Source organism: Butyrivibrio sp. VCB2006, assembly GCF_000420945.1.
Lineage (GTDB): Bacteria > Bacillota > Clostridia > Lachnospirales > Lachnospiraceae > Butyrivibrio.
In genome coordinates this window covers 23,415-50,254 of the sequence record NZ_ATVX01000020.1, presented here as the reverse complement: position 1 = coordinate 50,254, position 26,840 = coordinate 23,415, and the positions used below count along the sequence as shown (strand labels likewise).

The 26,840-nt window shown below is 41.6% G+C and carries 21 protein-coding genes and 1 other annotated feature; of the genes, 7 read left to right on the top strand and 14 right to left on the bottom strand.

The features are described from left to right. Positions 1–53 precede the first annotated feature (53 nt). The 3 genes from G613_RS18860 to G613_RS0115465 are packed head-to-tail and all read right to left on the bottom strand — an operon-like array spanning position 54 to position 4,712. Entirely contained in the window at positions 54–2,369 is a 2,316-nt protein-coding gene (locus G613_RS18860; protein ID WP_029233485.1) for a CPBP family glutamic-type intramembrane protease, read from the bottom strand. Then, complete coding sequence (locus G613_RS0115470) at positions 2,366–3,736, bottom strand: ABC transporter permease (RefSeq protein ID WP_029233484.1); 1,371 nt, start codon at positions 3,734–3,736, stop codon at positions 2,366–2,368. The genes G613_RS18860 and G613_RS0115470 overlap by 4 nt, the downstream gene beginning before the upstream one ends. Then, positions 3,729–4,712: an ABC transporter ATP-binding protein gene (locus tag G613_RS0115465; RefSeq protein WP_029233483.1), complete on the bottom strand. Its 984-nt coding sequence runs from the start codon at positions 4,710–4,712 to the stop codon at positions 3,729–3,731. The genes G613_RS0115470 and G613_RS0115465 overlap by 8 nt, the downstream gene beginning before the upstream one ends. Positions 4,713–4,918: 206 nt before the next feature. Here G613_RS0115465 and G613_RS18855 point away from each other — a divergent pair, with 206 nt between their 5' ends. After that, complete coding sequence (locus G613_RS18855; RefSeq protein WP_029233482.1) at positions 4,919–5,998, top strand: glycosyltransferase family 2 protein; 1,080 nt, start codon at positions 4,919–4,921, stop codon at positions 5,996–5,998. Positions 5,999–6,125: 127 nt separating this feature from the next. After that, positions 6,126–6,770 carry a DUF4867 family protein gene (locus G613_RS0115455; protein ID WP_029233481.1) on the top strand — a complete coding sequence of 215 codons (645 nt, stop codon included), beginning with the start codon at positions 6,126–6,128 and terminating at the stop codon, positions 6,768–6,770. A 75-nt stretch (positions 6,771–6,845) separates the two neighbouring features. Here G613_RS0115455 and G613_RS0115450 read toward each other — a convergent pair whose 3' ends face one another. Further along, complete coding sequence (locus G613_RS0115450) at positions 6,846–8,060, bottom strand: LL-diaminopimelate aminotransferase (RefSeq protein WP_029233480.1); 1,215 nt, start codon at positions 8,058–8,060, stop codon at positions 6,846–6,848. 258 nt (positions 8,061–8,318) lie between these two features. Then, positions 8,319–8,581 (top strand) — a binding site (T-box leader). 68 nt (positions 8,582–8,649) lie between these two features. Here G613_RS0115450 and trpE point away from each other — a divergent pair. From trpE to G613_RS0115430, 4 genes are all read left to right on the top strand, one after another. Then, positions 8,650–10,131 (top strand): anthranilate synthase component I, encoded by a 1,482-nt coding sequence (gene trpE / locus G613_RS0115445; protein ID WP_029233479.1) that lies wholly within the window; start codon positions 8,650–8,652, stop codon positions 10,129–10,131. Continuing rightward, positions 10,128–10,700 carry an anthranilate synthase component II gene (locus tag G613_RS0115440; RefSeq protein ID WP_029233478.1) on the top strand — a complete coding sequence of 191 codons (573 nt, stop codon included), beginning with the start codon at positions 10,128–10,130 and terminating at the stop codon, positions 10,698–10,700. Before trpE ends, G613_RS0115440 begins: the two co-directional genes overlap by 4 nt. Positions 10,701–10,871: 171 nt before the next feature. Next, positions 10,872–12,206, top strand: coding sequence for a glutamine synthetase family protein (locus G613_RS0115435; protein WP_029233477.1), 1,335 nt, complete (start codon positions 10,872–10,874; stop codon positions 12,204–12,206). 16 nt (positions 12,207–12,222) lie between these two features. Further along, positions 12,223–12,771, top strand: a complete 549-nt coding sequence (locus G613_RS0115430) for an ANTAR domain-containing response regulator (RefSeq protein ID WP_029233476.1) — start codon at positions 12,223–12,225, stop codon at positions 12,769–12,771. Here G613_RS0115430 and G613_RS0115425 read toward each other — a convergent pair. The 7 genes from G613_RS0115425 to G613_RS0115395 form a co-directional block, all read right to left on the bottom strand. Next, complete coding sequence (locus tag G613_RS0115425) at positions 12,754–14,220, bottom strand: response regulator transcription factor (protein ID WP_029233475.1); 1,467 nt, start codon at positions 14,218–14,220, stop codon at positions 12,754–12,756. The two genes, G613_RS0115430 and G613_RS0115425, sit on opposite strands and share 18 nt — an antisense overlap. Continuing rightward, positions 14,198–16,030, bottom strand: coding sequence for a sensor histidine kinase (locus G613_RS0115420; RefSeq protein WP_029233474.1), 1,833 nt, complete (start codon positions 16,028–16,030; stop codon positions 14,198–14,200). Before G613_RS0115420 ends, G613_RS0115425 begins: the two co-directional genes overlap by 23 nt. Beyond that, positions 15,993–17,603 carry an extracellular solute-binding protein gene (locus tag G613_RS0115415; protein WP_029233473.1) on the bottom strand — a complete coding sequence of 537 codons (1,611 nt, stop codon included), beginning with the start codon at positions 17,601–17,603 and terminating at the stop codon, positions 15,993–15,995. The genes G613_RS0115420 and G613_RS0115415 overlap by 38 nt, the downstream gene beginning before the upstream one ends. 147 nt (positions 17,604–17,750) lie before the next feature. Further along, positions 17,751–18,578: a carbohydrate ABC transporter permease gene (locus G613_RS0115410; RefSeq protein WP_029233472.1), complete on the bottom strand. Its 828-nt coding sequence runs from the start codon at positions 18,576–18,578 to the stop codon at positions 17,751–17,753. Between the two features lie 3 nt (positions 18,579–18,581). Next, the gene (locus tag G613_RS0115405) at positions 18,582–19,499 is read right to left on the bottom strand and encodes a carbohydrate ABC transporter permease (protein ID WP_029233471.1); all 918 of its coding nucleotides are present in this window, start codon (positions 19,497–19,499) and stop codon (positions 18,582–18,584) included. Between the two features lie 108 nt (positions 19,500–19,607). After that, positions 19,608–21,026, bottom strand: coding sequence for an ABC transporter substrate-binding protein (locus G613_RS0115400; protein ID WP_029233470.1), 1,419 nt, complete (start codon positions 21,024–21,026; stop codon positions 19,608–19,610). Between the two features lie 172 nt (positions 21,027–21,198). After that, on the bottom strand, positions 21,199–23,214 hold the full coding sequence (locus G613_RS0115395; protein WP_029233469.1) for a hypothetical protein: 2,016 nt from the start codon (positions 23,212–23,214) through the stop codon (positions 21,199–21,201). Between the two features lie 212 nt (positions 23,215–23,426). Between G613_RS0115395 and G613_RS0115390 the strand changes: the two genes are divergently transcribed. After that, complete coding sequence (locus tag G613_RS0115390; protein WP_029233468.1) at positions 23,427–24,452, top strand: DUF2804 domain-containing protein; 1,026 nt, start codon at positions 23,427–23,429, stop codon at positions 24,450–24,452. Between the two features lie 15 nt (positions 24,453–24,467). Here G613_RS0115390 and G613_RS0115385 read toward each other — a convergent pair whose 3' ends face one another. Genes G613_RS0115385 through G613_RS0115375 form a run of 3 tightly spaced genes read right to left on the bottom strand, consistent with a single transcriptional unit; the run spans position 24,468 to position 26,809 of the window. Further along, positions 24,468–25,628, bottom strand: coding sequence for an MFS transporter (locus G613_RS0115385; protein ID WP_029233467.1), 1,161 nt, complete (start codon positions 25,626–25,628; stop codon positions 24,468–24,470). Between the two features lie 57 nt (positions 25,629–25,685). Continuing rightward, the gene (locus G613_RS0115380; protein WP_029233466.1) at positions 25,686–26,243 is read right to left on the bottom strand and encodes a chromate transporter; all 558 of its coding nucleotides are present in this window, start codon (positions 26,241–26,243) and stop codon (positions 25,686–25,688) included. Beyond that, a complete protein-coding gene (locus tag G613_RS0115375; protein ID WP_242826161.1) occupies positions 26,240–26,809 on the bottom strand; it encodes a chromate transporter in 570 nt (189 codons plus the stop codon). The genes G613_RS0115380 and G613_RS0115375 overlap by 4 nt, the downstream gene beginning before the upstream one ends. Between the last annotated feature and the right edge of the window lie 31 nt (positions 26,810–26,840).

The following is a 26,840-nucleotide window of genomic DNA, read 5'->3' as shown; positions in this document are numbered from 1 at the left end:
ATATAGTTTTATACATCTATTTTACTAATAATTTATGGTTTTTACCAACTAAATTATTTGAGAAGCATAGGTGCAAATAATGAATAAATCATAAGGAAAAAGCATACAATACAGAATAAAATTGTACCTGTATTTGTAAAGGCAATAGCCGAAAGCTCTTTTGACGGCATTTCATTCTGAACATGTTCCAGTTTAATATCTCTTTTTATCAAGGTATAAATAATTGAACCAATGCCAAGTACGATCATTACGTACACAAAGTACTGATAACTTGTGGGCGCAAGCTGTGACCATACCGATGATGATGTATTCACGATCATATGCATGATGATAGGCAATATTATATTTCCTGACTTAACATATACATAGCCCAGGATAAGGCCAATAGCAAAGGCATAGAACACCTGATACAAATTGCAGTGGAAAAGACCAAATGCCAGTGATGAATACAAAATCGCAACAAGCTCGCCATAGCGTCTGGTTCTGTCAATGATAAGCTTTCTGAATACCAGTTCTTCAAATATTGGCGCAAGTACCGATACCATTATCATAGCCGGAATGTTTTTATCAGACAGGAAGTTGTTGATAATAGGGTTCTCTGCAGTTCCACCTGAAATAGCCGAAGCAAGGTTAATGCTCAAATATGAAAGAGCATAGGTTATCGGGAATATGATAAACATAAGCCTTATATACTGGTTCTTGCTGATTGTCCCCTTAACCTTGGATATTGAGTCATTCGACAGCTTCATGGTAATGGTGCAAAGAGGAACAGCAACCAAATACATGCTCACAATATTGTAGATGGTCAAAAAGGTCTTATCCTCGTAAACATCTGAAAGTCCAATGTGCCTGCCTACTGCCGTCATATTGGCAATAACATTTCCAACAAGACCACCAAGGACATTGGCTCCCAGTATGAGTGCAAGAAGCGCAAATCCAACAATAGTGTAGGTCTTCTTGGCATTATCATAGTTTTCGAAATTAACTGAAGCTTTAGCCTTTTTATCTTCTTCTGAAGTCTCTTCCTCTTTGGAAGTTTCTTTTCCTGTAATAGCAGAAAGAATCTCGCCGAAGATTCCCTTTGTTCCGCGCTTAAAGAGTCTGTTCTTATAAACTCTTCCTGTAAGGATCGCCAGCATAACTGTAAAGAACAATAAAAGTGCCAGATACAGTAAGAACTCTACAATGCCTATTTTGGCGGATATTACATCTCCCGGAAGTGAAAAGGCGGCTGTAAAGGGAATAAGCCTGATAATTATCATTCCGATCTTGGAATTATCCGTAAAAAGAGGTACATAAAGTGACACAAGGAATCCTGCCAGCATGCTCATCATGGTAAGACCATTGGTCTGTGTAAGGTCCTCTGCAGTTGCTGCAAAGGATGCAAACAAAGCTGAAACGAAGCAGTAAAAAAGGAATGCCGCCAGCATTGCAATTACAGTAAGTACAAGGAGCAGCGCAAAATTATGAGATGCCCCTCCCTCCGGCAACACTTCCGCTAAAAGAGCCATGATGTTTTTACCCTGTTTGCCGGTAAGATTAAGAATAAAGGCATTGCTTATAAGAACTCCGCTTATGCCGCATAATGCCCAGATTACAAGCTGTGAGACTGCCTCGCAGAAAATAGCTGTTACCTTACCGAATATAATTCCGGAAGGTCCTGTCAGGGTCAGCATATATTCCATTAACTTGGAAGTCTTTTCCATGCTGACGATCTGGCCGATACTCTGCCCATAGAAAATTACAAGGAAATATATGAGCATGATGACTATCATGGAAGTCATATAGGACAAGAGAAAGTTCTCTTCTGATTCATCGGCTTCCTGGGCCTTTACCTGATCTATCCTTATATCACTTACAGCCATATTCACTTCATTTTCGGAAGCTCCAAGGCTCTTTATCTTGGCATTTTTAACCATCTGTGAATAGTCTTCTGCAAAGTCTTCACTGTCACCAACGCTGATACTGCTCATATCCGGGATATAAACTGTAAGATTACATGTATCCTCATCCTCTGAAATATTAAGTACCAGTGACTTCTCTGGAGTCTCTCCGAGAAAAGCTTCATTTGATGCTGCTTTTTCCGCAGTCACATCTGCCAATTCCTTTATCTGAAGCATAGGATATTTTTCCTGATGCTTTTTAATAAATGTCTCATTATCAATCGTAAGACCTGTCTCGTTTATTACGCATACATATGTAAGGTCTTTTACCTCGGAGCCTTTGTCAAAAGCACCCGAAACAAATATGTTTGTAACAGCCGCTGCAACCAGAACCACTATTCCTACCACAATTGTGGAAATAACGAATTTGGATCCCTTCACAGCCTGTAATAGTGTAAATTTAAGTATTTTATGCCAGTTTTTCATGCTACCACCTGCTTTTTCATGATTGCGATAATGTCCTTAAGCCTAAGCCTTTTGCCCTGGAACAGAAGCATGGACTCATAAACTGCTGCTGCAAATACAAAGACTATTGCCGCAGTAATTATCATAATGATCAGAGCTATGATTCCCGTAACAATGCTTATTTTTCCGGTCAGAAGAAGCGCCGGAGTAAGGAAAGCTCCTGTAAGAGGGAAAAGCGCGCAGAAATTCATAATACCCGCATTTCCTCCTGCATAAAGCATCATGATCACAAGAAATAAATCAACATACACGCATAAAACCAGCACAAAGCTGTAGAATTTATAAGCCTCCTGGAGTTCATCCAGCTTGGATACACTGGCACCTGTAACTGCTCCGATAATGGCATAGATAGCAAGGCCTCCAAGGAAGTACAAAGTCGCTACCAGAATCTTGGAGAAAGTAATTGTCTCCCAGATGGAAGCTACAACGATAATATTGTTAGAAGCGCTGTCAGAAACTGTATTACCGGCAGTAAGAAACAGACACACAATCTGAGACAGATAGTGGCATGAGTAAACAGCAAAAAAAGTAATTACAGATTCAAGAAGTCTTGCTGCTATCTTACCTGATAAAAGCGCCATTGGCTTGGTTCCGGTCAAAAGATATTCAATAACCCTTGATGACTTTTCTGTAGCAACAGAAGTGGCAACATTGCCCACAGCCATGTTAACGAAAATAAACACAACCATAAGGCCGCCAAGCATCAGGAAGTAGTCATCCATTGAAATTCTTCCGGGATCCTCACCAAAGGTTCCGTCCTTTGTCATGGTCATGATAGACAGATTTATGTCCTTCGAAAGATATTTATAATCCTCTTCGCTTACCCCGAGATTACCCAGCATTTCATCTCTGTAAAACTTGCGGAAATCCTCTTCAAAATCATCCAAATCTTTGGATTTTATACCGGAATTCTCTGCATAGACGATAGTGATATCGAATCCATCTTCACTGTCATACTCAGTTTTGACAACAATGTTATTGGAATGGTTATCTTCTTTAAGGTTTTGAATTGCATCATCATAAGAAATGCTGTTATCCGTAACAAATAAAACCTCTGAATACTCTTCAGACTTATTCAGTTCTTCATAGCGAACGGAAACACCTGAGTTATCGTAAACGTACACAGTCGCAATAGGCGATTTCTCTATTGTCTTATCTTTGCCATTATCTGAACTCTTGATATTCCCGATAATTGTCATGACAGGCAACGTAAGAAATCCCATAACACACAATACCGCAATAAAGATCTTAAAGCTTGTCTTCTTGATGCCTGTCAGGAACTCAAAAATGAAGACCTGCTTAAATCCCCTGAAATCACTTTTATTCACTTACCACGTCCTCCACCTTGTTAATTCCGGTATTCTGACCGTCATCATCAGCTGCCTCGCCGACACTTTCAATAAATATCTCGTGAAGTGAAGGCTCTCTAAGTTCGAATCTTACGATAGTCTTATTGGCATCGCTAAGCTGCTTTAAAAGATTTTTGGCTTCCGACTCATCTTTTACCCTAAGCTGGATTCCCGCAGGAGTGTCATTTACGACACTGATTCCGAGAGTACTGATGGTATCGGAAATATCTTCATCGCATTTAACAAAAAGGTTTACTCGTCCGTAGCTCTTTTTGATTTCATTAAGATTACCCTGGACAACAGCCTTTCCCCTGTTAAGGATGGTGATGTCTTCGCAGAACTCCTCAATTACAGGCATCTGATGAGATGACATGATAATGTATTTGTTCTTATCTATTTCTTCGCGAATTACGCTTTTGAACAGATCTGTATTTACAGGGTCAAGACCTGATAAGGGCTCATCCAGAATGAGAAATTCAGGATCGGAAATAAGTGCCGCCATAAGCTGTATCTTTTGCTGATTACCCTTGGACATCTGGTCTGCAAGAGTTGGCTTAAATTTCTTGCCGGGCTTTCTCTCAGGGAAAAAATATTCCGTAACATTGAGTCTTTCTCCCCAGTATTTGATTCTTTCCATGGCCACATCAGCGGTCAGGCCCTTTAGGGACGCAAAATACAAGAGCTGATCCATGATCGGATATTTAGGATACAGGCCTCTTTCTTCCGCCAGGTATCCCACATTAACCTTGCGAGTGTCAAAGTTTTCTCCGTTTAAGAGAACTTCTCCGTTATCCCTTGATAAGATGCCAAGCATCATACGGATTGAAGTTGATTTTCCTGCGCCGTTTGTTCCAAGAAGGGCGTATACCCCCGGATTATCCAGTTTAAAAGACAAGTCTTCAACCGCCTGCTTCTCTCCAAACTTTTTTTGTAAATGTCTTACTTCAAATGCCATACCTTTTCTCCCATATAAAAAATGTTTTTAAAACAAAAACTCAACACTACTCATCATTTTAGTAGCCCTGAATATTGATTTTATCAGAATTTTCAGGAAACTCCAACAATTGTTTATCCATTAATAAAAATGTATGATGCCAATAATTTGCGCAGATATGCTAAAATGATAATGCTTGGAATCAACACAAATACTAGGAGTAGAACATGAGCACACCTAAGGTCAGTATAATAATCCCTGTTTACAACACAGCTAAATATCTTGAAAATTGCATAAAATCTGTACTTGAGCAGACCATGCCCGAAATAGAGATTATTCTCGTTGATGACGGATCAACTGATAATGTCAGCCCCAAGATGTGCGATGACTACGCAGCCAAGGATAACCGGATCCGCGTAATTCACAAGGAAAACGGCGGACTTATGTCAGCCTGGATAAGAGGAACCAGGGAAGCCTGCTCGCCTTACGTCTGCTATGTAGACAGCGATGACTGGATTGACGCAGATATGGTGGAATCTCTTTACAAGCACACAAGGCTATATCAGCTTGAAAATGATAAGAATTCCTCTACTGAATATGCCGAGGACTTTTTTGCAGCTGCTGAGATTATTTCAAGTAACTATATAGTAGAAAAAGCCGGTGAGCGCAGAAAAGAGACCCAGGCTCAGGCTCCGGGAGAATACGTGGATAAAGAGCTGGACCTTATTCGTTCCAACTTCCTTGGAAATGAAGTCCGCCCGGTTACCATGTCAAGATGTATGAAGCTGATCACAAGACAGCTGGTCCTTGGCAACATTAAATACTGCAATGAAAAGATTAAGATGGCGGAAGATGTAAACATCATGCTCCCCTGCCTATGTGATTGCAGGCGCCTTGTCATTGTTGAGGGCGGGTACTTTTATCACTACAGACTTGTGGGTGATTCAATTGTTCATGGATATGATAAAAACCTCCTGAATAACCTTAATCTGACAGATACTACCTACCGTAAGATCATGCAGGAAAAGGGGATTTTTAACGGGCAGGAGCAGCTGGACAGAGAATATGTCATCATGCTCTTTGTAGTACTTAAAAATGAGCTTAGATGCCCGGATAAGGACACAGTAAAAAGAGTTAGAAATATCTTTTTACGAGAAGATATCAGGAAGAAGGTTTTGGAAACAAAAATTACAGTTAGTTCCAAAGCCAATAAGCTGCTGTACATGTGCATGAAGAATCCAAATGCCCTTATGATTGGGATCACAAAGGCTATTCTTCACGTCTACGATGTTAAAACCAATTCATAAGTTTTGGGACAAGCAACTTTTGAAAAGAAAAGGTTGTCAAATGATAGGAAAAGCAGGGGAAACAGCAGTAATATAGACATAAGAATTAGGCATAAGCTGCATTAAATGCAGTTGAAAGGAGACGGGTATGAAAATATATAATGTTACAGATCCTGAGTTCACCAACTACGGCAGGATCATCGAAGGTTACGAGGAGGAAAAGAAGGCTATCGTAGAAGCACTTAAGGCTCACACTCCTGTTCCTGAGGCTACAGAGTATGTTGCAGAGGAAGCTGCAATTCAGTCTCTTCCTGAGGCAACAGCGATCACAAACAGCCTCTTTGGTGGATCAGACATGCAGTTTGGATGGTGCAACGGACACAACACCAAGCTTAACTGCCTTGAGTATCATCGTTCATCAGAGATCAACCTTGGCTCAACAGACTTTATTCTGCTTCTTGCCAAGAGAGAAGAAATCGTAGATTACAAGCTTGATTCCAGCAAGGTTAAGGCTTTCCTTTGCCCAGCAGGTACAATGATCGAAGTTTATGCTACAGCTCTTCACTATGCTCCTTGCCAGGCTCGCAAGGACAGCGGATTCCAGGTTCTTGTTGGACTTCCTAAGGGAACAAACGTAGGTAAGCCTGAGTTCGAAGCTCGCAATCAGGAAGACCGTATGCTTACAGCAACCAACAAGTGGCTCCTTGCTCACGCTGATGCTAAGGAAGCTAAGAACGGCGCCTGGGTTGGAATTACAGGCGAAAACATCGACATCGCAGCAGATCTTGCTTAATAGAACAAAAAGAAACCGCGCCACAATCCGATATGAGATATGTGGCGCGGTATTTTTATGCTGTTTTTCTCGAAATCAAAGATTCTTGATTCTGTCTACAGCTTCTATTGTGTTCTCTCTGCTGCCGAAGGCTGTGAGTCTGAAGTAATACTCACCGTGAGGTCCAAAGCCTGATCCGGGAGTTCCTACAACATTGACCTCATTAAGAAGATAATCGAAGAATTCCCAGCTTGTCATGTTATCAGGAGTGCGAAGCCAGATGTATGGCGCATTTACGCCGCCGTATACTTCGTAGCCGGCGCTCTTAAGTCCATCATAGGTGTAATGGGCATTTTCAAGGTAGTATGCCACCTGCTCTTTGATCTGAGCTCTTCCTTCAGGAAGGTAGCAGGCTTCTCCTGCCTTCTGAATAATGTAAGGAGCTCCGTTATATTTGGTTCCGTGTCTTCTTGCCCAAAGTGGCCATAATCTCTCACCGTCAGCCTTAAGGTCTTTTGGAATAACAGTATATCCCAGGCGGAGGCCTGTAAAGCCGGCTGTCTTAGAAAAAGATCTAAATTCTATAGCGCACTCATTTGCCCCTTCACATTCATAAATGCTGTGAGGAATACCCTCCTCAGTAATGAAAGATTCGTAAGCAGCATCATAGAGAATGATAGAGCCGTTTTTCCTTGCATAGTCAACCCACTCCTGAAGCTTGTCTTTTTTGATCACTGCTCCGGTAGGGTTATTGGGAAAACAAAGGTAAATCAGATCAGGAACCTGGGCAGGAAGCTCAGGTACAAAGTCATTTTCCTTGGTGCAGGGCATGTAAATAACATCCTTAAAGCCTTCTGTTATTTCATCGTACTCGCCTGTTCTTCCAGCCATTACGTTAGAGTCCACATAGACAGGGTAAACCGGATCGCACACTGCAATCTTGTTATCAAGTCCGAATATTTCCTGAATATTACTGCAATCTCCCTTTGCTCCGTCGGAAACGAAGATCTCATCAGGAGAAATGTCGCAGCCTCTTGCTTTGAAATCATAATCAGCAATTGCATTTCTAAGGAACTCATAGCCAAGGTCAGGAGCATAACCCTTAAAGGTGCTCTCCTGCCCCATCTCGTCAACAGCACTATGAAGAGCTGTGATGATTGCAGGAGCTATAGGTCTTGTTACATCCCCAATTCCAAGGCGAATTATCTTTTTGTCCGGATTCTCACTCTGGAAGTTTCTGACCTTTTCACCAATTCTGGAGAAAAGATAGCTTCCCTGAAGTCGTAAGTAATTCTTGTTTATAGTTGCCATTTCTGGTTCTCCTTCCCGATATAAGTTTACATAAAAAAATGCAAAAAGACGCCTTAGAGAATACTCTCTAAGACGCCCTTGTCTTAATCAAATTTGATTGTATTCTATTGATTAGATACTGTCAAGAAAACCTTCATTATTCATAGGCATATCTCCTTTTCATGAATATATTATAAGGTTTATCACAAGTATTTGATAGCATTTTATTGTTGACAACATATCCTGCATTATTGTAAATTATCTTTAACTGAATACCACATTAAACCGATGAAGGAGAGGAGTACCTTTTCATGATGCCTAAGAGAGAGCCGTGTTGCTGGGAAGCGGTAGGATAGTGACTTGGGAATGGACTCCTGAGGGCGCATGGAAATGCAGATATTTATTATATGCAGAGTATGGTGCGACGTAAGGCACACGTCAGTTGCCAGGGATATGTTGGTATCCTGAAAAGAGCATAGGTTTATCCTATGAATTCAAGGTGGCACCGCGGAATATTATTATTCAAACATTTCGTCCTTGATGGAAACTAATCGTTTCTATCAAGGGCTTTTTTATTCCTCCTTGATAGAACAACAAAGGAGGCTTAAACATGCATTACTATCCGGATCTTGAAACAATCAAAGAGTACGCAGCAAGTGGCAACTACGACATTGCCCCCGTTAGCTGCGAACTTCTCTCCGACTTCACAACACCAATTGAAGTAATGAGAAAACTCAAAAAGGTATCTACTCACTGCTATCTTTTGGAGTCTGCCCAGGCCAACGAGAAATGGGGCCGCTATACTTTCCTTGGTTTTGACCCAAAGCTGCTGATCACCTGCATAGACGGACACATGGAGATTGGCGATAGGTCTTTTGACACAACTGACCCGTCTGCTCACATCAGGGAAGTTCTTAGTACCCACAGAAGTCCCAAAATTCACGATCTCCCAACCTTCACAGGAGGACTGGTGGGATACTTTTCCTATGACTATCTGACCTACTCAGAGCCCACTGCCAAGGTTAAGGTCAAAGACAACGAGGAATTTAAGGACGTAGATTTGATGCTCTTTGACAAGGTTATAGCCTTTGATAATGTGCGCCAAAAGATAATCCTTATTGCCAATGCTGACCTTAAAAGTTCTGACCTTGAAGCGAGCTATAACAAAACTGTTTCTCAGCTTGAGCACATCAAGGACATAATTGTTAATGGCGAAAAAGCTGTTGAGCCGATTGGAAAACTTCTTAGTCCTGTCACTCCTCTTTTTGATAAAGAAAGATACTCTGACATGGTTGTTAGAGGAAAGAAGCACATCTTTGAAGGAGATATTTTCCAGATAGTGCTGTCCAACGTTCTTTCTGCTGATTACGAGGGAGGTCTTTTTGAGACCTACAGAAGGCTTCGCACCATCAACCCATCGCCTTATATGTTCTATTTCTCAGGAACCGATGTGGAGCTGGCAGGAGCTTCTCCTGAAACTCTGGTTAAGCTTGAAGATGGTATTCTCCACACCTTCCCTTTAGCTGGAACCAGAAAGCGCGGCGCCACCCAGGCTGAGGATGAGGCTCTGGAAAAAGAACTTTTGGCTGACGAAAAGGAACTTGCTGAGCACAACATGCTGGTGGATCTTGGAAGAAATGACTTGGGTAAAATAAGTGAATTCGGCACCGTAGAGGTTGAAAAGCTCCACTCAATAGAGCGCTTCTCACATGTAATGCACATCGGTTCTACAGTAAGAGGTGTTATCAGAAAAGATAAGGATGCTCTGGATGCTATAGAAGCTGTACTTCCTGCAGGAACCCTTTCAGGAGCTCCCAAGATAAGAGCTTGTCAGCTCATCGGAGAACTTGAAGACAACAAGCGAGGCGTCTATGGCGGAGCTGTTGGCTACATAGATTTTTCCGGAAATATGGATGCCTGCATTGCCATAAGGCTTCTTTACAAGAAAAACGGCAAGGTATTTGTCAGAAGCGGCGCCGGAATCGTGGCAGATTCAAATCCCGAGAAAGAATATGAAGAGACAATCAATAAGGCCAAGGCTGCTCTTACAGCCCTTGAAAACACCGTTGCGGAAGAGAGGGACAACCTATGATTCTACTAATAGATAACTATGATAGTTTTTCATATAACCTTTATCAGATGGTTGGAGAAATAGTATCTGATAATACTCTCAAAGTAATTCGAAACGATGAGCTTACTGTGGATGAAATTCGTTCTCTTTCCCCGGATAAGATAATCATTTCTCCCGGACCCGGAAGACCTGAGGATGCAGGCGTCATTATAGATGTGGTAAAGATGCTTGGAAAAGATATTCCTATTCTCGGAGTATGTCTTGGGCATCAGGCAATCTGCGCTTCCTTTGGCGGAGTAATAACCTATGCCAAAGAGCTCATGCATGGCAAGCAGTCTCATGTAAAACTTAATGAGTCTTGTGCAATATTCAAAGCACTTGGAAGTGAAGGAGATGTTGCAAGATACCATTCTCTTGCTCTTGATCCCGATACTCTCCCAGATTGTCTGAACGTAACCGCAACTACAGAAGATGGCGAAATCATGGCCGTTCAGCACAAAGAATATCCTATTTACGGACTTCAGTTCCACCCCGAATCCATCCTCACTCCAAGAGGAAAAGAGATGCTTAAAAACTTCATCGAATTGTGATATTTATTGATATTTTTTAATTGACAGTATCTGTCAAAACAAATAACATAGGTTGTATAGTGACAAGAGTCACTGTTTATAGCAATGAGTGGCAAGGGCGCCAAGACAGAGACAATTATTGTCCTTTGTTTTGAGCGCTCTTTTTTGTAGCAATAGTTTTAGGAGGAAATCATGAGCAAATACACAAGAGAAGATATTTTCCGAATTGTAGAGGAAGAAGATGTTGCTTTCATCAGACTTCAGTTCTGCGATCTCTTCGGTGTTCCCAAGAACATTGCCATTCCATCAAGCCAGCTTGAAAAAGCGCTTAATAACGAGTGCATGTTTGATGGAATCTCAATCGATGGTTTCACAAGAGATGATGAGAGTGACATGTATCTGTATCCTGATCTGGACAGCTTCGAGATATATCCCTGGAGACCTCAGTCCGGAAAGGTAGCCAGAATGTTCTGTAATGTCTATACCTCAGACAATGAGCCTTTCTCAGGCGATCCAAGAACCATTCTGGAAAAAGTAATTGATAAAGCAAAAAAGATGGGACTTACCTTCAAGGTAAATCCACGTCTTGAGTTCTTTTTGTTTGATTATGACGATAACGGCAATCCAACTGCCAATACCAAGGAAAGAGCCGGATATTTCGATGTTGCTCCCCTTGATCAGGGCGAAAATGTCAGACGTGAGATTATCCTGAACCTTGAAGAAATGGGATTTAATATCTCATCTTCTCATCATGAGATTGCTCCTGCTCAGCACGAGATTCAGTTTGAGGAAGAAGACGCCCTTAGAGCAGCTGACATGATCATGACCTTCCGTATGGCCGTTAAGACAATTGCCAAAAAGCATGGTCTCTATGCAACCTTTATGCCCAAGCCTGTAGAAGGTATCAGCGGCAGTGGTATGCACATGAGCTTTTTAGCACAGGATTCTTCAGGCGAGAATATTTTTTCCATGGGTGATGGCACTCTTTCAGATACAGCAGGAAGCTTTATTGCAGGTGTTCTCTCCCACGCCAAGGGAATGACACTTATAACTAACCCTATTGTTAATTCCTATAAAAGACTTGTTCCGGGATACGATGCTCCTGTTAATATCTCCTGGTCCAAGTCATCAAACGGCAGAAGCGCCCTTATTCGCATTCCATCAAGGAAGGGTTCTGCCACAAGAGTTGAAGTTCGTAACCCTGATGCAACCTGCAATCCATATCTTGCCATAGCATATATCCTGGCTGCAGGTCTTGAAGGTATCGATAAAAAACTTACTCCTCCACAGGAGCTTGCAGAAAACATAAAGAGCGTTTCTTTTGACCAGACAAAAAACAGTAATGTAGATGTTCTGCCGATGACACTTGGGGAAGCCATCAATGCTTTTAAGGCTGACCCCTTTGGCAAAGAGGTCCTTAGCGAATCTGTATACAGCAAGATTCTTGAAGCCAAAAAGGCAGAATGGAAGGAATTCCGTACCTGCGTAACCAAGTGGGAGCTTGATAAGTATCTCAATAACTTTTAATCAGAGGATTTAGCTTGTGAACATTATTGTTGCTTTTGCCAAGGCAGAGGATGCCCAGAAATTCAAAAGCATATTGCTCCGTAGCGGATTTGACAGTATTACTGCTGTCACCTCAGGTATGCAGGCGCTTTCCGCCATGGAAGATTTAGGAAGCGGTGTCATCGTGTGTGGCTACCGTTTAAGTGACATGCTCTATTCCGACCTGGCTTTGGACCTGCCCGGGTACTTTCAAATGCTCATGATTGCCTCCCCGGACAAGGCCCCCAGTGGAATAGACAATGACCGTCTTATCTACCTTCCTACGCCTATAACCAAGGACAACCTCTACTCCACCATCAATATGATGATGGAGGGCGTTTCAAGGGCCCGTAAGAAAGCCAAACAGCATCGCCTCAACAGAAGCGATGCTGATAAACAGACCATTAACAAGGCCAAAGATATTCTAATGGAAAAGCACCATATGACTGAGCCGGAGGCCCACAAATACCTTCAGAAATGTTCAATGGAATCCGGCTGTAATATGGTCGAAGCTGCAGAGATGGTGCTGTCACTTGGAAGCTTGTAATTGAATGTTTCTTCTGAACTCACTGGGAGATACCCCAACTGATGCTTTGAAGTTCTTCATAAAATGCTTGTCATTTTCATACCCAACCCTAAGGCCAATCTCATTTACTCTCATTTCTGTTTCTTTTAGGAGCCTCTTGGCTTCATCAATCCTAAGTTCCCTGATGTAAGAAACAAAGTTTTTCCCGGTAAAATTCTTAAATGCAGTCGAAAACAGTGAATAATTCATTGATACGTAGTTAGAAACCACAGCCATATTGATATCTGTGTTATAGTTCTCCCTGACGTAGTTTACTGCCTTAAGCATTTTCTTTTCTGTCTGACCCTCACTAGCTCTATCAAGCAGTCTGCTATTTTCTTCAAATATGGTCTCAAGTACAATTTCTTTATACACAGACAAATTATTATGCAAGTAGGGATTTCCTATTTTCTCATGCAGATCTCTTTTATATACAGCAAGATACTCCTGAGTAAAACGAGTCATTGCTGATATAAAATCTTCCGGCATTATAAGTCTTCTTTTGGCCGCGATAAAAAAGGCATTCCATTCCTTTTCAATTGCTCCTACCCTATCTGTGCCAGTAAGCTGAACTCTGGCACTGACAGCAGTCTTTTCGCAAAGCTTTCTGCCGTTTTCAGCAAGTGCGTCCTGTACCTTGATCTCCTTATCGGATAGCACAGGCTCTTCTGCAAAAAAAGCTTTTTCTCTTCTTGTTTTAGCCTGCAAATAGGCATTTTTAAGCATACCGACGTCACTGAAGGTATCACTTATTCCTGCATAGGAAACAAAACCATCCTCCTCATCGCAGATTCTCTTCTTTATGCATTGAAGCTTATCTGTTCCGATAATAAAGACGTCCATCCCTTCGATCTCGGCTATCGGTTCAATATCAACCAGTTCTTTTTGAACCTCGTCATCTCTTGTAGTCACAAGGACGTTGAAAGAATCTCCGGCATCCGCTTTTATTCTTTTGCCCAGAATTTCCATATCTTCGCGATTATCTTCACCATCTGTCAGAATATATTTAAGGAATTTCTTTCCAAGCTTTTCAGTCTTCTGCTCAGTATCCTTTTTCTGACTTATTTCTTTTTCAAGCTTCTCCATCACTTCTCTGAGCTTATCTCTCTCCACAGGCTTTAGGATATACTCCCTTACACCATGCCTCATCATCTCAACAGCATAAGAAAAGTCATCATAACCGCTAACGGCAATTGTAATCGGAAGCCTTTCAAGCTCCTGCATTGTCTTCACCAATTCTATTCCATTCATTTTGGGCATTCTTATGTCAGTGAACATTACGTCCACTTCCTTTTGTCTCAAAATCTCCATGGCTTTAAGACCGTTTGCGCACTCGATTACTTCTGTAACAGGAACACCACACCTTTTTATCATAGCTGATATGCCCTGTCTTATAAGCTTTTCATCCTCAACCACCAGTACTGTCTGCATTTAACAAACCTCTTTTCATAGGAATCTTAACATAAACCTTGGTATAGCACCCTTCCATAGTGGCCACACCTATTCCGCAATAATCACCATATTCCATACGTATTCTGTCCTGAACATTCTTAAGACCGATTCCGTTGCTTGATCCGCCTGCTGTCTTAATCTCTCCGGATATCTTTTTCCTAAGAATATCAAGCTCCTCCGGTGTCATTCCCTTCCCATTGTCGGTAATTTCTATAGTACAGAAGTCACCATCAGGAATACCCTTAACATAAATTGTGGTGTCATCTGCCAGTTCTTCAATGCCGTGAACTATGGCATTTTCGATAATAGGCTGCAAAGACATCTTGGGAATTCTCTGCTGCATAATCTCATCAGGAATATTCAGTGATAAGAAAATCTCATAGTCAAATCTAAGGTTAATTAGAGCCATGTAATTCTTTATGTACTCTATTTCTTCTGAGACCATAACTGTATCCGAGGTCCATTTCATGCTGTATCTAAGAAGTTTACCAAGACTTGTTATAGCATCTGAGATGTCATAATCTTCTTTTATCTCTGCCATCATCTTAATGGACTCAAGGACGTTATAAATAAAATGCGCATTTATCTGATTCTGAAGAGCTCTGATCTGAGAATCTTTCACCAGGACTTCCCTGTTAATGTTTTCCTTCAGCAGCTCCTGAATATTATCAAGCATCCTATTGACCTGATGAGCCAGTTCGCCCATTTCATCTTCTCTTCCACTTTCCCTGGTTCTGATCTCAAGGTCACCGCCTCTGACTTTTCTGATGGTTGCAAGAACCTCATAGAATTTTTTAAGGACATGGTTGACCACAACGTCTATTACAAAAGCCATTCCCGCCAGAATTATAAGCATTCCTATGATATAGTTTGTTCGAAGCTTATATACCTCGCTAAGGCTCTCTGAGATGTCATCTACCGAAACCAAAGTTCCGTCAAGTTCAGGTATATACATTCCGGATATGACACTTTTCTTTTCCTTCTTGTAGCTTGTTGATATTCTGGATGCATCTCCTGATTCAGAAGACTCTTTGAGGATATCTGCAAGTTCTGTTGCTATCCGTGCAATGCTGTCATCTTCATTGCTTCCATAGATAATCCTGCCATCATCTGTTACAAAGCAGCTGCTTTCGCCCTTCACATCCTCGTACATTGAGGGAAACATAGTCTGCATCGCCATGTTTGCTTCTATGACTCCGATTCTCCCGTGCTGCCTGTCGGATATAGGTGTTATTAGTCCTATCATCGGCGCATCTTCGTAGCCTGCAAAGAGATTATCCTTGTAGTCAAAGAACCATCCCCCAGTAGCTGCAATCGGTGCCCACTGCTGATTGTTCATTCTGCTGTGGGTAAATAATACAGGCATCATTTCCTGAACATTGTCATTTATGGCATAGTACCTCACTCCGTGAAGTACCGGGTTGTTATTTATCAGTCTCTCCAGAGCTGCCACATCATTCCTGTATATGTCAATGAGCTGTCTTGTGCTGTACTGTCCATTTTGTGCGGCGCATATAAGCACATTGTTCATGGTGTCATTGGTCAAAAAGAACTGTGTGGTCATATTTATAGAATCAATATTGTTGGAAATACTGTCTCTTCGCCTCTCCATGGTAGACTGCATGAAACTGACGTTTTCTCTTATGGAAGACTGCTCCATATTGTAAAAGACAATTCCTCCAAGGATAGCGATAGGCAGCATGACAAAGATAAGCACAATGCCCGTAAGTCTGGTATTTAGTTTTAAACCTTTATTCAAGCCCCAGCTTTTCTTTTGCGCTTTCGACATACTTGTATCTCTTTTCCTGCAATTGCTTAAAGCCCATGGCGTTTCTGTCCGCTATGAACTTATCCAATATCTCATCAAATTCTTCTTCACTTCTGGATAACAGGAGATTCTGAAGTGTCTCGCTCCAGAGCTTTTCTATCCTCGCGTTAGTGTAGGCATCCTCAGTGTCTGCCGGCAAGATTATGTCATAAACTCCGGTGTAGGTGGCATAGGGGTAAGTCCACTTTTCAAGCTGATCTGTAGGCCCTGTTGTTTCCTGTTTCCACTTGAGCTGCATTACATTATCCTGGAACATCCAGTAGGCATCATCTGCCCCATACAATGCGTCATATTGTCCTCTGTCTGTATCAAGTAGGTGCTGGACTTCAGGCTTAACTACCTCTTTTCCATCAACCACGTCGTAAGTGACTCCCTCTATACCAAGGTAAACAGTTTTCTGCCCCTCCTCCGAGAGCATATAGTCTATGAACTCTATAGCCCTGTCAGGGTGCTTGCAGTTCTTACTCACCATGGTAATGGTCCATCCACTTACTGTGTTGGTGGGAAGTACGTGGTCATCTCCATTTCTGTTCTTGGGACCGTCAACAGCGATATAGATGCTGCCTGGATCCTTGGCATAAAGGGCCTTCTGCTGAGCTGACATATCTGTGTACTGATAGAGCATGCAGAAATACCTGCCTTCAGCAATCTTCTCCTCCATCTGTACTCTCTGATCTATAAAAAGATCAGTTGATAAATATCCCTGCTCTCCAAGTCTTCTGAACATCTTGAGCCATTCGATGTACTCAGGATCAGTATCCCTGTCATATAACTGCCCGTCCTTTTCATAGGGAACAGCCAAAAAGTTCTGCAGATATAAGTCAAAAGAAACATTTCCAGTATCATCAAATATGTGGGCTCCCACAGGAATAAGGGGCTTTCCGTCTATTTCAGGGAAAATGTCGGCAGCCTTTTTAACTGCAGCCTCAAACCCACTGATCGTGGTCATATCAGGACTTCCTATGGCCTCATATATATCTTTTCTCACAAGAAAGGTCTGATTGGATCCGATATTGTCATTCCCATCCACGTCATCCGGAGTTACAGAGGAACAAGGGTAGCCATACACATTTCCATCGGCCTGAGTGTACCAGGAAATAGCCTGAGGATCTGTAACCTCGTAAAAATATGGGTCATACTCATCTGCAAGCTGATTAAGAGCATAAACCATATCACCCTGGATCATTTCATTGACCTGGGGTTCCCACCATCCGAGAGTTATTAGATCAGGGAGATTTCCGGATGAAATCAGTGAATTAAGCTTTTCTTCCGCGTTTCCGAGAGGCGAAATAAAGTTGATATTTACCCCTGTTTGATCTGTGATTGCCTGGGACACGGCATTATCTCCCCACTTGGTATTAAACCAGGAGAAGTTGATATACCAGTCCAATGTCACCTTGTCCGAATTGGAAACTTCATTATTTATTTCAGTATTCTCAGAGCCCTGATAAGCTTGCATGGTGCCTTGGCAACCAGCAAGTGCAAATGCAGATGCAGCAAAGATTGCAAGGCTACATTGAATCATTTTTTTCATAAAAAAGCCTCGAATTGCATACCATTATTTTGGAAACTATCATTTTTTATCTAAACATAATAGCATTTCATCTGGATAATAGAAAGTCATCGTGATAAAGCACTAAAAGCTAAGACAGGCATGTGCCTATCTTAGCTTATGTATTATTTATTCTTTTACACTTCCAGCAGATATGCTGCTGATGATGTACTTGGAGCAGAATGCAAACACGATCATTATAGGAACAACCGAAATTGCTACTCCCAGGTAGATTGCTCCCTGATTTTTCTGAAGATCTGTAGCTGCATTAAGAGTAGATATCATAACAGGAAGCGTCATTTTCCTTGGCGTATTAAGAAGGATAAGAGGAACCAGATATGAATTCCAGTTACCGATGAAAGCTCCGATTGACATTGTTGCTATACCCGGTGCCATAATTGGTAACACAATCCTATGGAAAATATGAATTTCTGAAGCTCCGTCAATTCTTGCTGCTTCCATAAGTGCCTTGGAAAGTGTAGCCTTAACATACTGTCGAAGAAAAAACACTATACCGGGAGAAGCCATAGCCGGAATAATAAGCGGAATATAGGAATCAATCAGATGTAGCTTCTGGCAAAGGTTATAAAAACCAATGAGCGAAAGCTGCCCTGGTATCATCATGAAAACAACAATAATCTTAAATAAAAGATTATTTCCCTTCCACTCATACATAGCCATTCCGAAGGCTGTAATGGCAGAAAAGTATGCAGTAAGGAGAGTTGCCGGGAAAGCCACTTTAACACTGTTAAACAGTCCTAAAAATAGATTTACATAATCAAATAACACTACCCAGTTGTCCTTTAGGCTCTTTCCCGGCAGGAAGGAAAATGAATGTGTTATTTCTACACCTGATCTGGTGGCATTGACGATCATAAGCCAGAAGGGAAGAAGGCACATAAAGGCAAGACCGATCAGTAAAACATAGAGAATTATTCTTTTGATATTCTTGGCCATTTGTTATTCCTCCTTTCCACCCAGGAATTTAAATTCCATTACAGAAATAAAAAGTATTATAAAGAACAGGGTATAGGCAATTGCAGACGCAAAGCCGACCTGACGTGTTTCAAATCCAAATTTGTACAAATACATTACTACTGTCTGAAGTGATCCGCCGGGATCACCTGCAGTAGAAGGGCCTCCTGCGCCGTTCATAAGAAATGGCAGGTCAAAAAGTTGAAGGCCTCCGATAAGGGATGTGACTGCAACATACAACAGGATAGGCCGTAAAAGAGGAAGGGTGATGCTTCCAAAAACTTTCCATCTACCGGCTCCGTCTATTGCTGCTGCTTCGAAGTAATCACTTGGAATTCCCTGAACTCCGGCCATCAAAATAATGAATGAATTTCCAAACCACATCCATGCCTGAATTACAGATATTACTCCCCAGGCCGTAGATCTTTGTCCAAGCCAGTTGATCTGCTCCGATACAAGGCCTGATGCAAGAAGGATCTGGTTAACTGTTCCGTATTTCCAGTCAAGAAGTGTCTTGAACAGGAAAGCAACTGATGTTGCTGCTATTAAGTTAGGCAGGTAATACACTGCACGGAAGATTGCAAGTCCGCGAATCTTGTACTTGATGTCACTAAATACAATTGTCAGAAGAAATGCCAGTCCCAGCTGAAGAACGATGTTAAGAGACCACATTTTGACTGTGTTATAAAGTGAACGCCAGAAGAATTTGTCTTTTACCACTCTTATATAATTGGCAAGGCCTGTAAACCCTGGTTCGCCATAGCCTTTATAAGTGGTAAAGCTTAGAAAAAGTGTCCTGAAAACAGGATAAACACTAAAGATCAGGAAAACAATGATGAAAGGAAGCACAAACAGATATGCTGCGTTGTTCCTATTCTTCATTCTCTTTTTTGCTACTGCCATATTTTCCTCCCAAGTAAATTACTACTAACTCTCTCCATTCATAGTAATTTTCGGGGCGCTGCCGCCAACCACAGCAGTGCCCCGAATGTATAGATTAAGTTTTAAGGATTAGCGCTCAATCTGAATTTCTGGGTATGTAGATTCAACTACATCGTAGAATTCGTTTATAGCTGTTTCCTTGTCAGCTTCGCCTGTCTTAACTGCTGTGCAAGCTGCTCCCCATGCATCGTTAACGATCTTGTCGTAACGTGTAACCTTGGAGTAGTCGATGCCTGCTGCCTGCTCCTGCCAGAAGCTGTAGAGGTGCTGTCCGCCATATACTGCATTCTCGTCGTCTTTGTGCTTCTCAAGAACAGATACAAGTGAAACTGTGTCACCTTCTGATTTCTCGATCCACCACTCTGCAGTGTTCTCATCAAGTGTTACCCACTTAAGGAAGTCCCAAGCCAGGTCCTTGTGCTCTGACATCGCTGAAATGCCGATGAAAGTGCCCCCTCCAAAACCGTAAGCTGGTCCTGAACATACTCCCCATTTGCCTGATGTTTCACCAACATTGTCTCTCAGAGTAAGTACTCCCCAGCTTGGAAGTCCAAATGCAAATACCTGTGTTGTAGCAAGATCCTTGGTTGCCTCTGCGAATGCTTCTGCATCCCATACGTTAACTGAATCATCAGCATAGCTCTGAACTTCTGCTGTAAGAATTGGAACCTCTCCAGCCATAGCCTGATACCAAGGTGTTGACCACTGGTTAGCATAAGCTGTAAGGTCGTTCTGATAAAGATCACAAACAAGATCCATGTAATCAAGACGAGCCTGATCAAGGTTAAGCTTGTCATTTACTACCCATGCTGTATCTCCTGAGAAGTAACCCATCTCTGCATCTGAAGCAAAGATTCTGTAGCCGTTGTCTTTAAGTTTCTGTGCTGTGCTGAGTATTGTTGGATAGTCAGCAAAGAGCTTACCAACCTCTGCAGGATCATCTGTGCCGAATACTTCCTGTGCGATATCTCTTCTGTAGTAGATACCAGCTGGTGTGATCTGATAAGAAATAGCTCTCTGAATACCTTCTGCATCCTGTCCTACTTCCCATACATAATCAACAATCTGATCAGCATAATCCTGAGCGTTATAAGGTGCCTGGTTAAGGTCCTCAAAATATCCTGCATCATAGAAGTCCTCAAGCATCTGAGGCTCACCTACAATGATATCGGGTGTGGTCTGTCCGCCGTTAAGAGCTGTCTGAACCTTGGTCACATAGTCAGCCGGCTCAATTACTACTGTCTCAATCTGAACATCATGATCTTCAACATACTTCTCTGCGAAGGTCTGAAGGTCTTTTGCCAAAGTCCAGATAACAAGCTTTTCACCGCTTGTTCCTACGGACTCAGTATTTGTGTTGTCAGCTGCTTGTGCTGTCTCAGAATTTGCTGAAGTCTGTGCTGCTGCAGAGCCATCGCTTCCGCAAGCTGCAAGAGAAAGCGTCATAACGCCTGCAAGAGCACTTGCCAAAACTTTTTTAAATCTCATAATAGCCTCCCTCCAATTACATATTGGTTCATTGGTTGTTTGTTATGAGATTATTCTAATTTTGATGTGGGCATAAAAAAATGACACCTATTTTATTTAGGTGTCATTTTTTTATAATTCAAATATATAATGTGTGTTGCACAACATTCATACTGCAAAATTCTATTCTGCCTTACTGCACCAGATGTTCTCTACCAAACAGCTCCTGATAAGTTATGTGATATGTCTTGAAGCCATCGGCATAGGATCCAAGGTCATATGGATAGAAGATGTAGTCAATTCCATCTTCACCAAAGAATATGCATCCATTTAAACTACTGTATTCATATGCCTTTTCGTAGGCAATCTTTGAGTTTTCCATCCAGTAAGGTGCAGTTCCAAAGGCATAGCTTTCGTAGTCCTCTTTTACCTTCTGTGCAACAATAGCCTTCAGTTCATTCTCTGTACCTGTGTAGAAGTCAGTCAGACTCACTCTCTTTCCTGTATCCATGTCATAGAGATACTGGTCTTTACTTGGCATTCCATGGGCTCCGCCATTATACCAGTAGCCCTGATAGTTCACATAGAAGTATCTGTCATCAATGATTCCAACTGAGTCGATTACCTCATCATCAGTCATGTTATACATCTGTGAGTACTCCTGATCATGATCACAGCCATCCTCATGTATATATTCTTCAGCATCAGGATTTCCATAGTTTATGCTGGTCTGTGCCATATCAAAGAGATCACTTGCGATAAGTTCGCTGTTTCTTACCTTATCAGCTGATGGAACATAGTACTCAGCATATGCATTATCTATCGGTATATCACAGAAAGGACAGTTCCTACTCTTAGACAGGTACTTAACTTCTCCATACTCAAATACATCGCTCTCTCTTAAGACCACATTGAGGTCTTTTATTGATAACTCGTTGTTTGAAGAAACCTGTCCGCAGAAAAGCTGTTCTTTATTGCCCACAATGTCTGCGAAAAAGATCTTGTTATGAGCCGCAATGAAGCAGTCTCTAAGTGGATAGTAATAGTGCATTCCCGGCTTCATCTGTCTTTCTGCCAGGACATCGTACTTACCTTTCTCTACATCGTAGGAAATAAGTTTTGTGGTAGAAACACCATACTCTGTTTCTTCTTTATCTGCCATCAGAAGCTTTTTATCCATATAGGCAAGTGTATTGGCACTGTTTGGTACGTCAATTCTGTCGCTGGTCATATTGAGAAGATTAAAGCAATAGAACTTTCTGTTTGTATAAGATTCATCTTCATATTGGTAATAGATTACTGAGGTTTCGTCATAAGCCATAATGATTATCTCATCGCCAAATAACTTCAGAACCTTCTGGATTGTTCCATCCTTATAGAGTCTGTAATAGCTCTTATCTCTCTTGGCCAGGATAAAATCCATCTCATCAAGAATTCTTTCAGGGCTCTCGCCTTCGCTTTCATTCCTATAGATATACTGGCTGTTATATCCGGCAAAAGAGCTGTATGCATCCGCATACTTGGCAGGTACTTCCGTAAACTCAAATTTGTCCTCATCTATCTGGAAGCACTTAACAGACCATTCCCCTGCATCGTTACCGGTGGAAACAGTCATACAAAGTCTTCCCTTGTACATATCAAATCCGTAAGCATCACCACCGTTTGGAGTTTGCGATATCTTCTTGTATTCACCGGTCTGTGGTTTAACAGCAAAGATGTAGTATCCAGTGTAATCTTTTCCGCTTATGTATATCCTATAGATCAAAACACCGTTTTTTTCAGCCACCACGCTATATGGCTCCAGGACTACATTTTCTATTTTAACCTGTTCCTTGATCTCATTAAGATCATATGTCCTAAGAAGCTCTTCGTTTTCGTCAAGAATGTAGAGATTATTAGAAATGTCAGTTGCCTTCACAAGGTACTGGTCAGGTAAGTCTTCTTCGTAGGGATATGGTTCTTTTTCCTGATTCTGCTGATCTGTTGTATCTTCGGCTGCAGACTGATCCGTTTCAACTTCTAGTGAAACATCCTCGACTGCTGCCTGAGTATCTTCAAAAGAAGCCTCGCTAGCCTTATCCTGATGTTTGATTATTTCGGGAAGCCTTTCAAGCCCATTAAGACCGCAACCTGAAATAGCCATTGCGGTCACTAACGCTGCTATTACGCATTTCCTCTTGCTTCTATTAACAAACTTCATCATACTCATTTTCTACTGCTCCCTCACTTAGAGTTATTTCCTATTAAATTTAATTACTACACATTACTCAACCACAATATGTAACTCTTTACTTTATAAACACATCTCATCGATTATAAGTTGCCATAGGATTTCCAGTCAATGTTAACATTTTTCCCAATAAAACGCTTATAATATTCTTATGAAGCAATCTAAATAAATCACATCACAGGAGGCGTCCTATGGGAAGAAATCACGAAGTCACTACAGTTCATCCACTTCTTGATAATAACGGTCAGTTAACTGAGCCGGGTTGGAGCAGGAGTCTTGTCCAAACCTACGACAGGTCAATGATCCGTGCCCCAAAGTGGAGAATAAAAGAGTGGGACTACTATCTGGTTCTTTCCGATTCTTTTGCCGGCGCCTTCACTATTTCCGATGATGGCTACATTGGCCTTCAGTCTGTATCTCTTTTGACATTTGGTGATAATCCCTGGGAGCATACGGAAACCGTGCTGAATGCCTTTCCTCTTGGCAAGCTGGGTCTGCCTTCCTCTTCTGAATCCGGGATCACTTCCTACGCCGATAAGCGTCTTCATATGAAGTTCGAAGTTATTGATGGCAAAAGACATATCACCTGCCATTTCGATAATTTCTATGAGGGAAAACCCTTTGACTGCGATATTTACCTTAAGCAGCCCCAGATGGATTCCATGGTAATTGCAACACCATGGGATGAAGAGCACCACTTTTACTATAATCAGAAGATCAACTGCATGCGCGCTTTTGGCTATATGTCTTTTGATGGGAAAAAATATGAATTCAATCCTGACACTGATTTTGGCACCCTTGACTGGGGACGTGGTGTCTGGACCTATGACAACACCTGGCACTGGGGCTCAGGTAATGTTGATTTAGATGGTAATTCTTTTGGATTTAATATAGGCTACGGCTTTGGTAATACCGCGGCCGCAACCGAAAATGTTCTATTCTATAACGGGAAGGTCCACAAGCTGGATGATATCACTTTTAATATCCCGGCAAGTTCCTACATGGACCCTTGGACCTTTACGTCTTCTGACGGCCGCTTTGAAATGGACTTCGTTCCTGTTCTGGACAGAGCTGCCTGCCTGGACTATAAGCTCATTGTCTCAGACCAGCACCAGGTCTTTGGACGGATGAGCGGAACAGCAATTCTTGACGACGGCACGAAAATTCAGGTCAAAGATATGATGTGTTTTGCTGAGAAGGTCCACAATAAGTATTGATTATTGCGCTCTCCATCACTCCTTGATCACTTTATAGGTCAGCTCTAAAAAGGCTATATTCATCACTGCAAAAATAAGTAAATACGCAGGCATTATTGCTATTCCCACCGCCTGCTGAAGGTGTCCGAAAACCATTGGCATAAAGGTACTTCCGACGTAAGCTGAAGCCATCTGCAATCCTATAACGGCTGCAGAATATCTTTTACCAAAATTAGTTGGCGCCATATGCTGAATTGCGGGATATACTGGTCCCATACCGGTGCCAATTACTACAAAGCCAGCAACAGCCAGTAGATACCCTGGTGCCGGCATAAATACCATCAGTATACCCACAAGCTCTACTATTATTCCAATTCTTATAAGGAGTCTGTCTCCAAGCTTATTTGAAACAAAACCAGATATAAGCCTTCCAAGCATAAGACCTCCGAAAACAAGTGATCCAAAGGAAGCTACAACCTCGTCAGAAAGCCCCGCCTTTGTTCCGGCAAAATAGCTTGGTGTCCACAAAAAGCACGTTGCCTCACCTGCGCAATATGCAAAGAATGCAATCAGTGTCAGCACTACTCCGGGAACTTTCATAGTTTCCCTTATGCCGGCACTGTTTTTTATTTCTTCTTCATTGCTTTCAGCTTCATTCTTTTTCCATAGAGGAAGTGATAAAATGCACACCAAAAGAATACCTATCTGAAGAAACGCAGTCCATCTGTAGCCTTCATTCCATCTTGCATTCTTTAGAGCCAGCGCCATGATTGACGGGCTTATCACTGCTCCCACACCATAGAAACAATGTAAAAAGTTCATTACTGAACCGGAATAATTGTTGGCTACATAGTGATTAACCGACGCATCTATAGCTCCTGCTCCAAGTCCATACGGAACAGCAAATAAGAAAAGCATCGCATATTGGCCTGATATTGAGAATCCAAGAAGTCCTAAAATTGTCAGGAATATCGAGAAGATCACAATCCATTTAGTGTGAAATTTCTTGATGAATTTGGGGCTTAGAAGCGCCGAAATAATGGTCATAAAGGATATTGTCATTGACACATATCCTGCATATGAAGATGGAACTCCAAATACCACCTGCATTTTGGGCCATCCGGATCCCAAAAGGGAGTCCGGAAGTCCAAGACTTATGAATATTAAATATATTACTGCTAATAATAAAGAACCCATTTTTATCCTCTTATAAACTACTTTCTGTTTTCTAAATTCAGTACATATACTCCCTTGTTAATACACTATTATTCCGATTACTGCAGCAATACAAATCAGCTTAATTGGGGATATCCCAGATTTTGACACTTTCCTGGAGCCAAAATAAACAGCGGCTAAAACCAAACATACCACTACTGCTTTTAAATCCGGAGAGAATATCGCATTTTTAATAATAGTGTTCTGCATGATCATGCTTATACCCATGGCCAGGATTATTCCCATAATACATGGTTTCAACCCTCTGAGCACAGCCTGCGCATAGGGATTCTTTAACAATCCCTTCAGCATAATCATAATAAGTATGATAATTATGAACGCTGGCATAACGACAGCAAAAGTCGCTATCAAAGCACCGAGAATCCCTGCTGTCACGCTGCCTATATATGTAGCCATGTTAACCATAATTGGTCCCGGAGTACTCTCGCTTACTGCAATCATGTAGGCAAGCTTCTCATCATCAATCCATCCATAGTGCAAAACCACATCTCTTATTAGTGGTATTGCAGCATAGGCTCCGCCAAAAGAAAACATGCCCACTTTCAGAAATCCAAGAAAAAGGTCAATATATATCATAAGTTCCTTCCCCCTGTTTTCATGAAATTCCTGATACAAAATGCTATTAGACTACAAAGAGCTGCTGCCACCATTAGCGTAATAGATGATATTTTTATGGAAAAAAGATTTACAGCCATCATAAGAATTGAAACAGTTATGAGAACCGTCATCTGGAACGGTTTCTTGGGCATTTTTCTTATCATCTTAAGTGCCGCATCCAATATAAGTATCCCTACTGCTATCTTTATTCCTTTAAATGCACTGGATATCCATGCTATTTCCAAAAAACTGTCCAGGAACAGCGAAATAAGATAGATGATAATAAAAGATGGCAACACCATTCCTATAGTAGAAGCTACAGCTCCTATCATTCCTCTCTTTTTATATCCAACATAAGTTGCACAGTTTATTGCTATCGGACCAGGTGTGGATTCAGCAATAATCGTAATATCCATCATCTCATCATGAGTAATCCACTTTTTCTTTTCTACACAGATGTCCTGTATAAGTGAGATCATGGCATAACCACCACCAAAAGTAAAAAGCCCTATCCTGGCAAACGTAAAAAATAATTCTATGATCACAGTAATCTCCTAATTGCTTTTTCGACATCAT

What these genes read in the sequence shown, in the direction of transcription:
- G613_RS18860 (WP_029233485.1), bottom strand. Translation starts at nt 2,369, where the DNA reads ATGAAAAACTGGCATAAAATACTTAAATTTACACTATTACAGGCTGTG.
- G613_RS0115465 (WP_029233483.1), bottom strand. Translation starts at nt 4,712, where the DNA reads ATGGCATTTGAAGTAAGACATTTACAAAAAAAGTTTGGAGAGAAGCAG.
- G613_RS18855 (WP_029233482.1), top strand. Translation starts at nt 4,919, where the DNA reads ATGAGCACACCTAAGGTCAGTATAATAATCCCTGTTTACAACACAGCT.
- G613_RS0115455 (WP_029233481.1), top strand. Translation starts at nt 6,126, where the DNA reads ATGAAAATATATAATGTTACAGATCCTGAGTTCACCAACTACGGCAGG.
- G613_RS0115450 (WP_029233480.1), bottom strand. Translation starts at nt 8,060, where the DNA reads ATGGCAACTATAAACAAGAATTACTTACGACTTCAGGGAAGCTATCTT.
- trpE (WP_029233479.1), top strand. Translation starts at nt 8,650, where the DNA reads ATGCATTACTATCCGGATCTTGAAACAATCAAAGAGTACGCAGCAAGT.
- G613_RS0115440 (WP_029233478.1), top strand. Translation starts at nt 10,128, where the DNA reads ATGATTCTACTAATAGATAACTATGATAGTTTTTCATATAACCTTTAT.
- G613_RS0115435 (WP_029233477.1), top strand. Translation starts at nt 10,872, where the DNA reads ATGAGCAAATACACAAGAGAAGATATTTTCCGAATTGTAGAGGAAGAA.
- G613_RS0115425 (WP_029233475.1), bottom strand. Translation starts at nt 14,220, where the DNA reads ATGCAGACAGTACTGGTGGTTGAGGATGAAAAGCTTATAAGACAGGGC.
- G613_RS0115420 (WP_029233474.1), bottom strand. Translation starts at nt 16,030, where the DNA reads ATGTCGAAAGCGCAAAAGAAAAGCTGGGGCTTGAATAAAGGTTTAAAA.
- G613_RS0115415 (WP_029233473.1), bottom strand. Translation starts at nt 17,603, where the DNA reads ATGAAAAAAATGATTCAATGTAGCCTTGCAATCTTTGCTGCATCTGCA.
- G613_RS0115410 (WP_029233472.1), bottom strand. Translation starts at nt 18,578, where the DNA reads ATGGCCAAGAATATCAAAAGAATAATTCTCTATGTTTTACTGATCGGT.
- G613_RS0115405 (WP_029233471.1), bottom strand. Translation starts at nt 19,499, where the DNA reads ATGGCAGTAGCAAAAAAGAGAATGAAGAATAGGAACAACGCAGCATAT.
- G613_RS0115400 (WP_029233470.1), bottom strand. Translation starts at nt 21,026, where the DNA reads ATGAGATTTAAAAAAGTTTTGGCAAGTGCTCTTGCAGGCGTTATGACG.
- G613_RS0115395 (WP_029233469.1), bottom strand. Translation starts at nt 23,214, where the DNA reads ATGAGTATGATGAAGTTTGTTAATAGAAGCAAGAGGAAATGCGTAATA.
- G613_RS0115390 (WP_029233468.1), top strand. Translation starts at nt 23,427, where the DNA reads ATGGGAAGAAATCACGAAGTCACTACAGTTCATCCACTTCTTGATAAT.
- G613_RS0115385 (WP_029233467.1), bottom strand. Translation starts at nt 25,628, where the DNA reads ATGGGTTCTTTATTATTAGCAGTAATATATTTAATATTCATAAGTCTT.
- G613_RS0115380 (WP_029233466.1), bottom strand. Translation starts at nt 26,243, where the DNA reads ATGATATATATTGACCTTTTTCTTGGATTTCTGAAAGTGGGCATGTTT.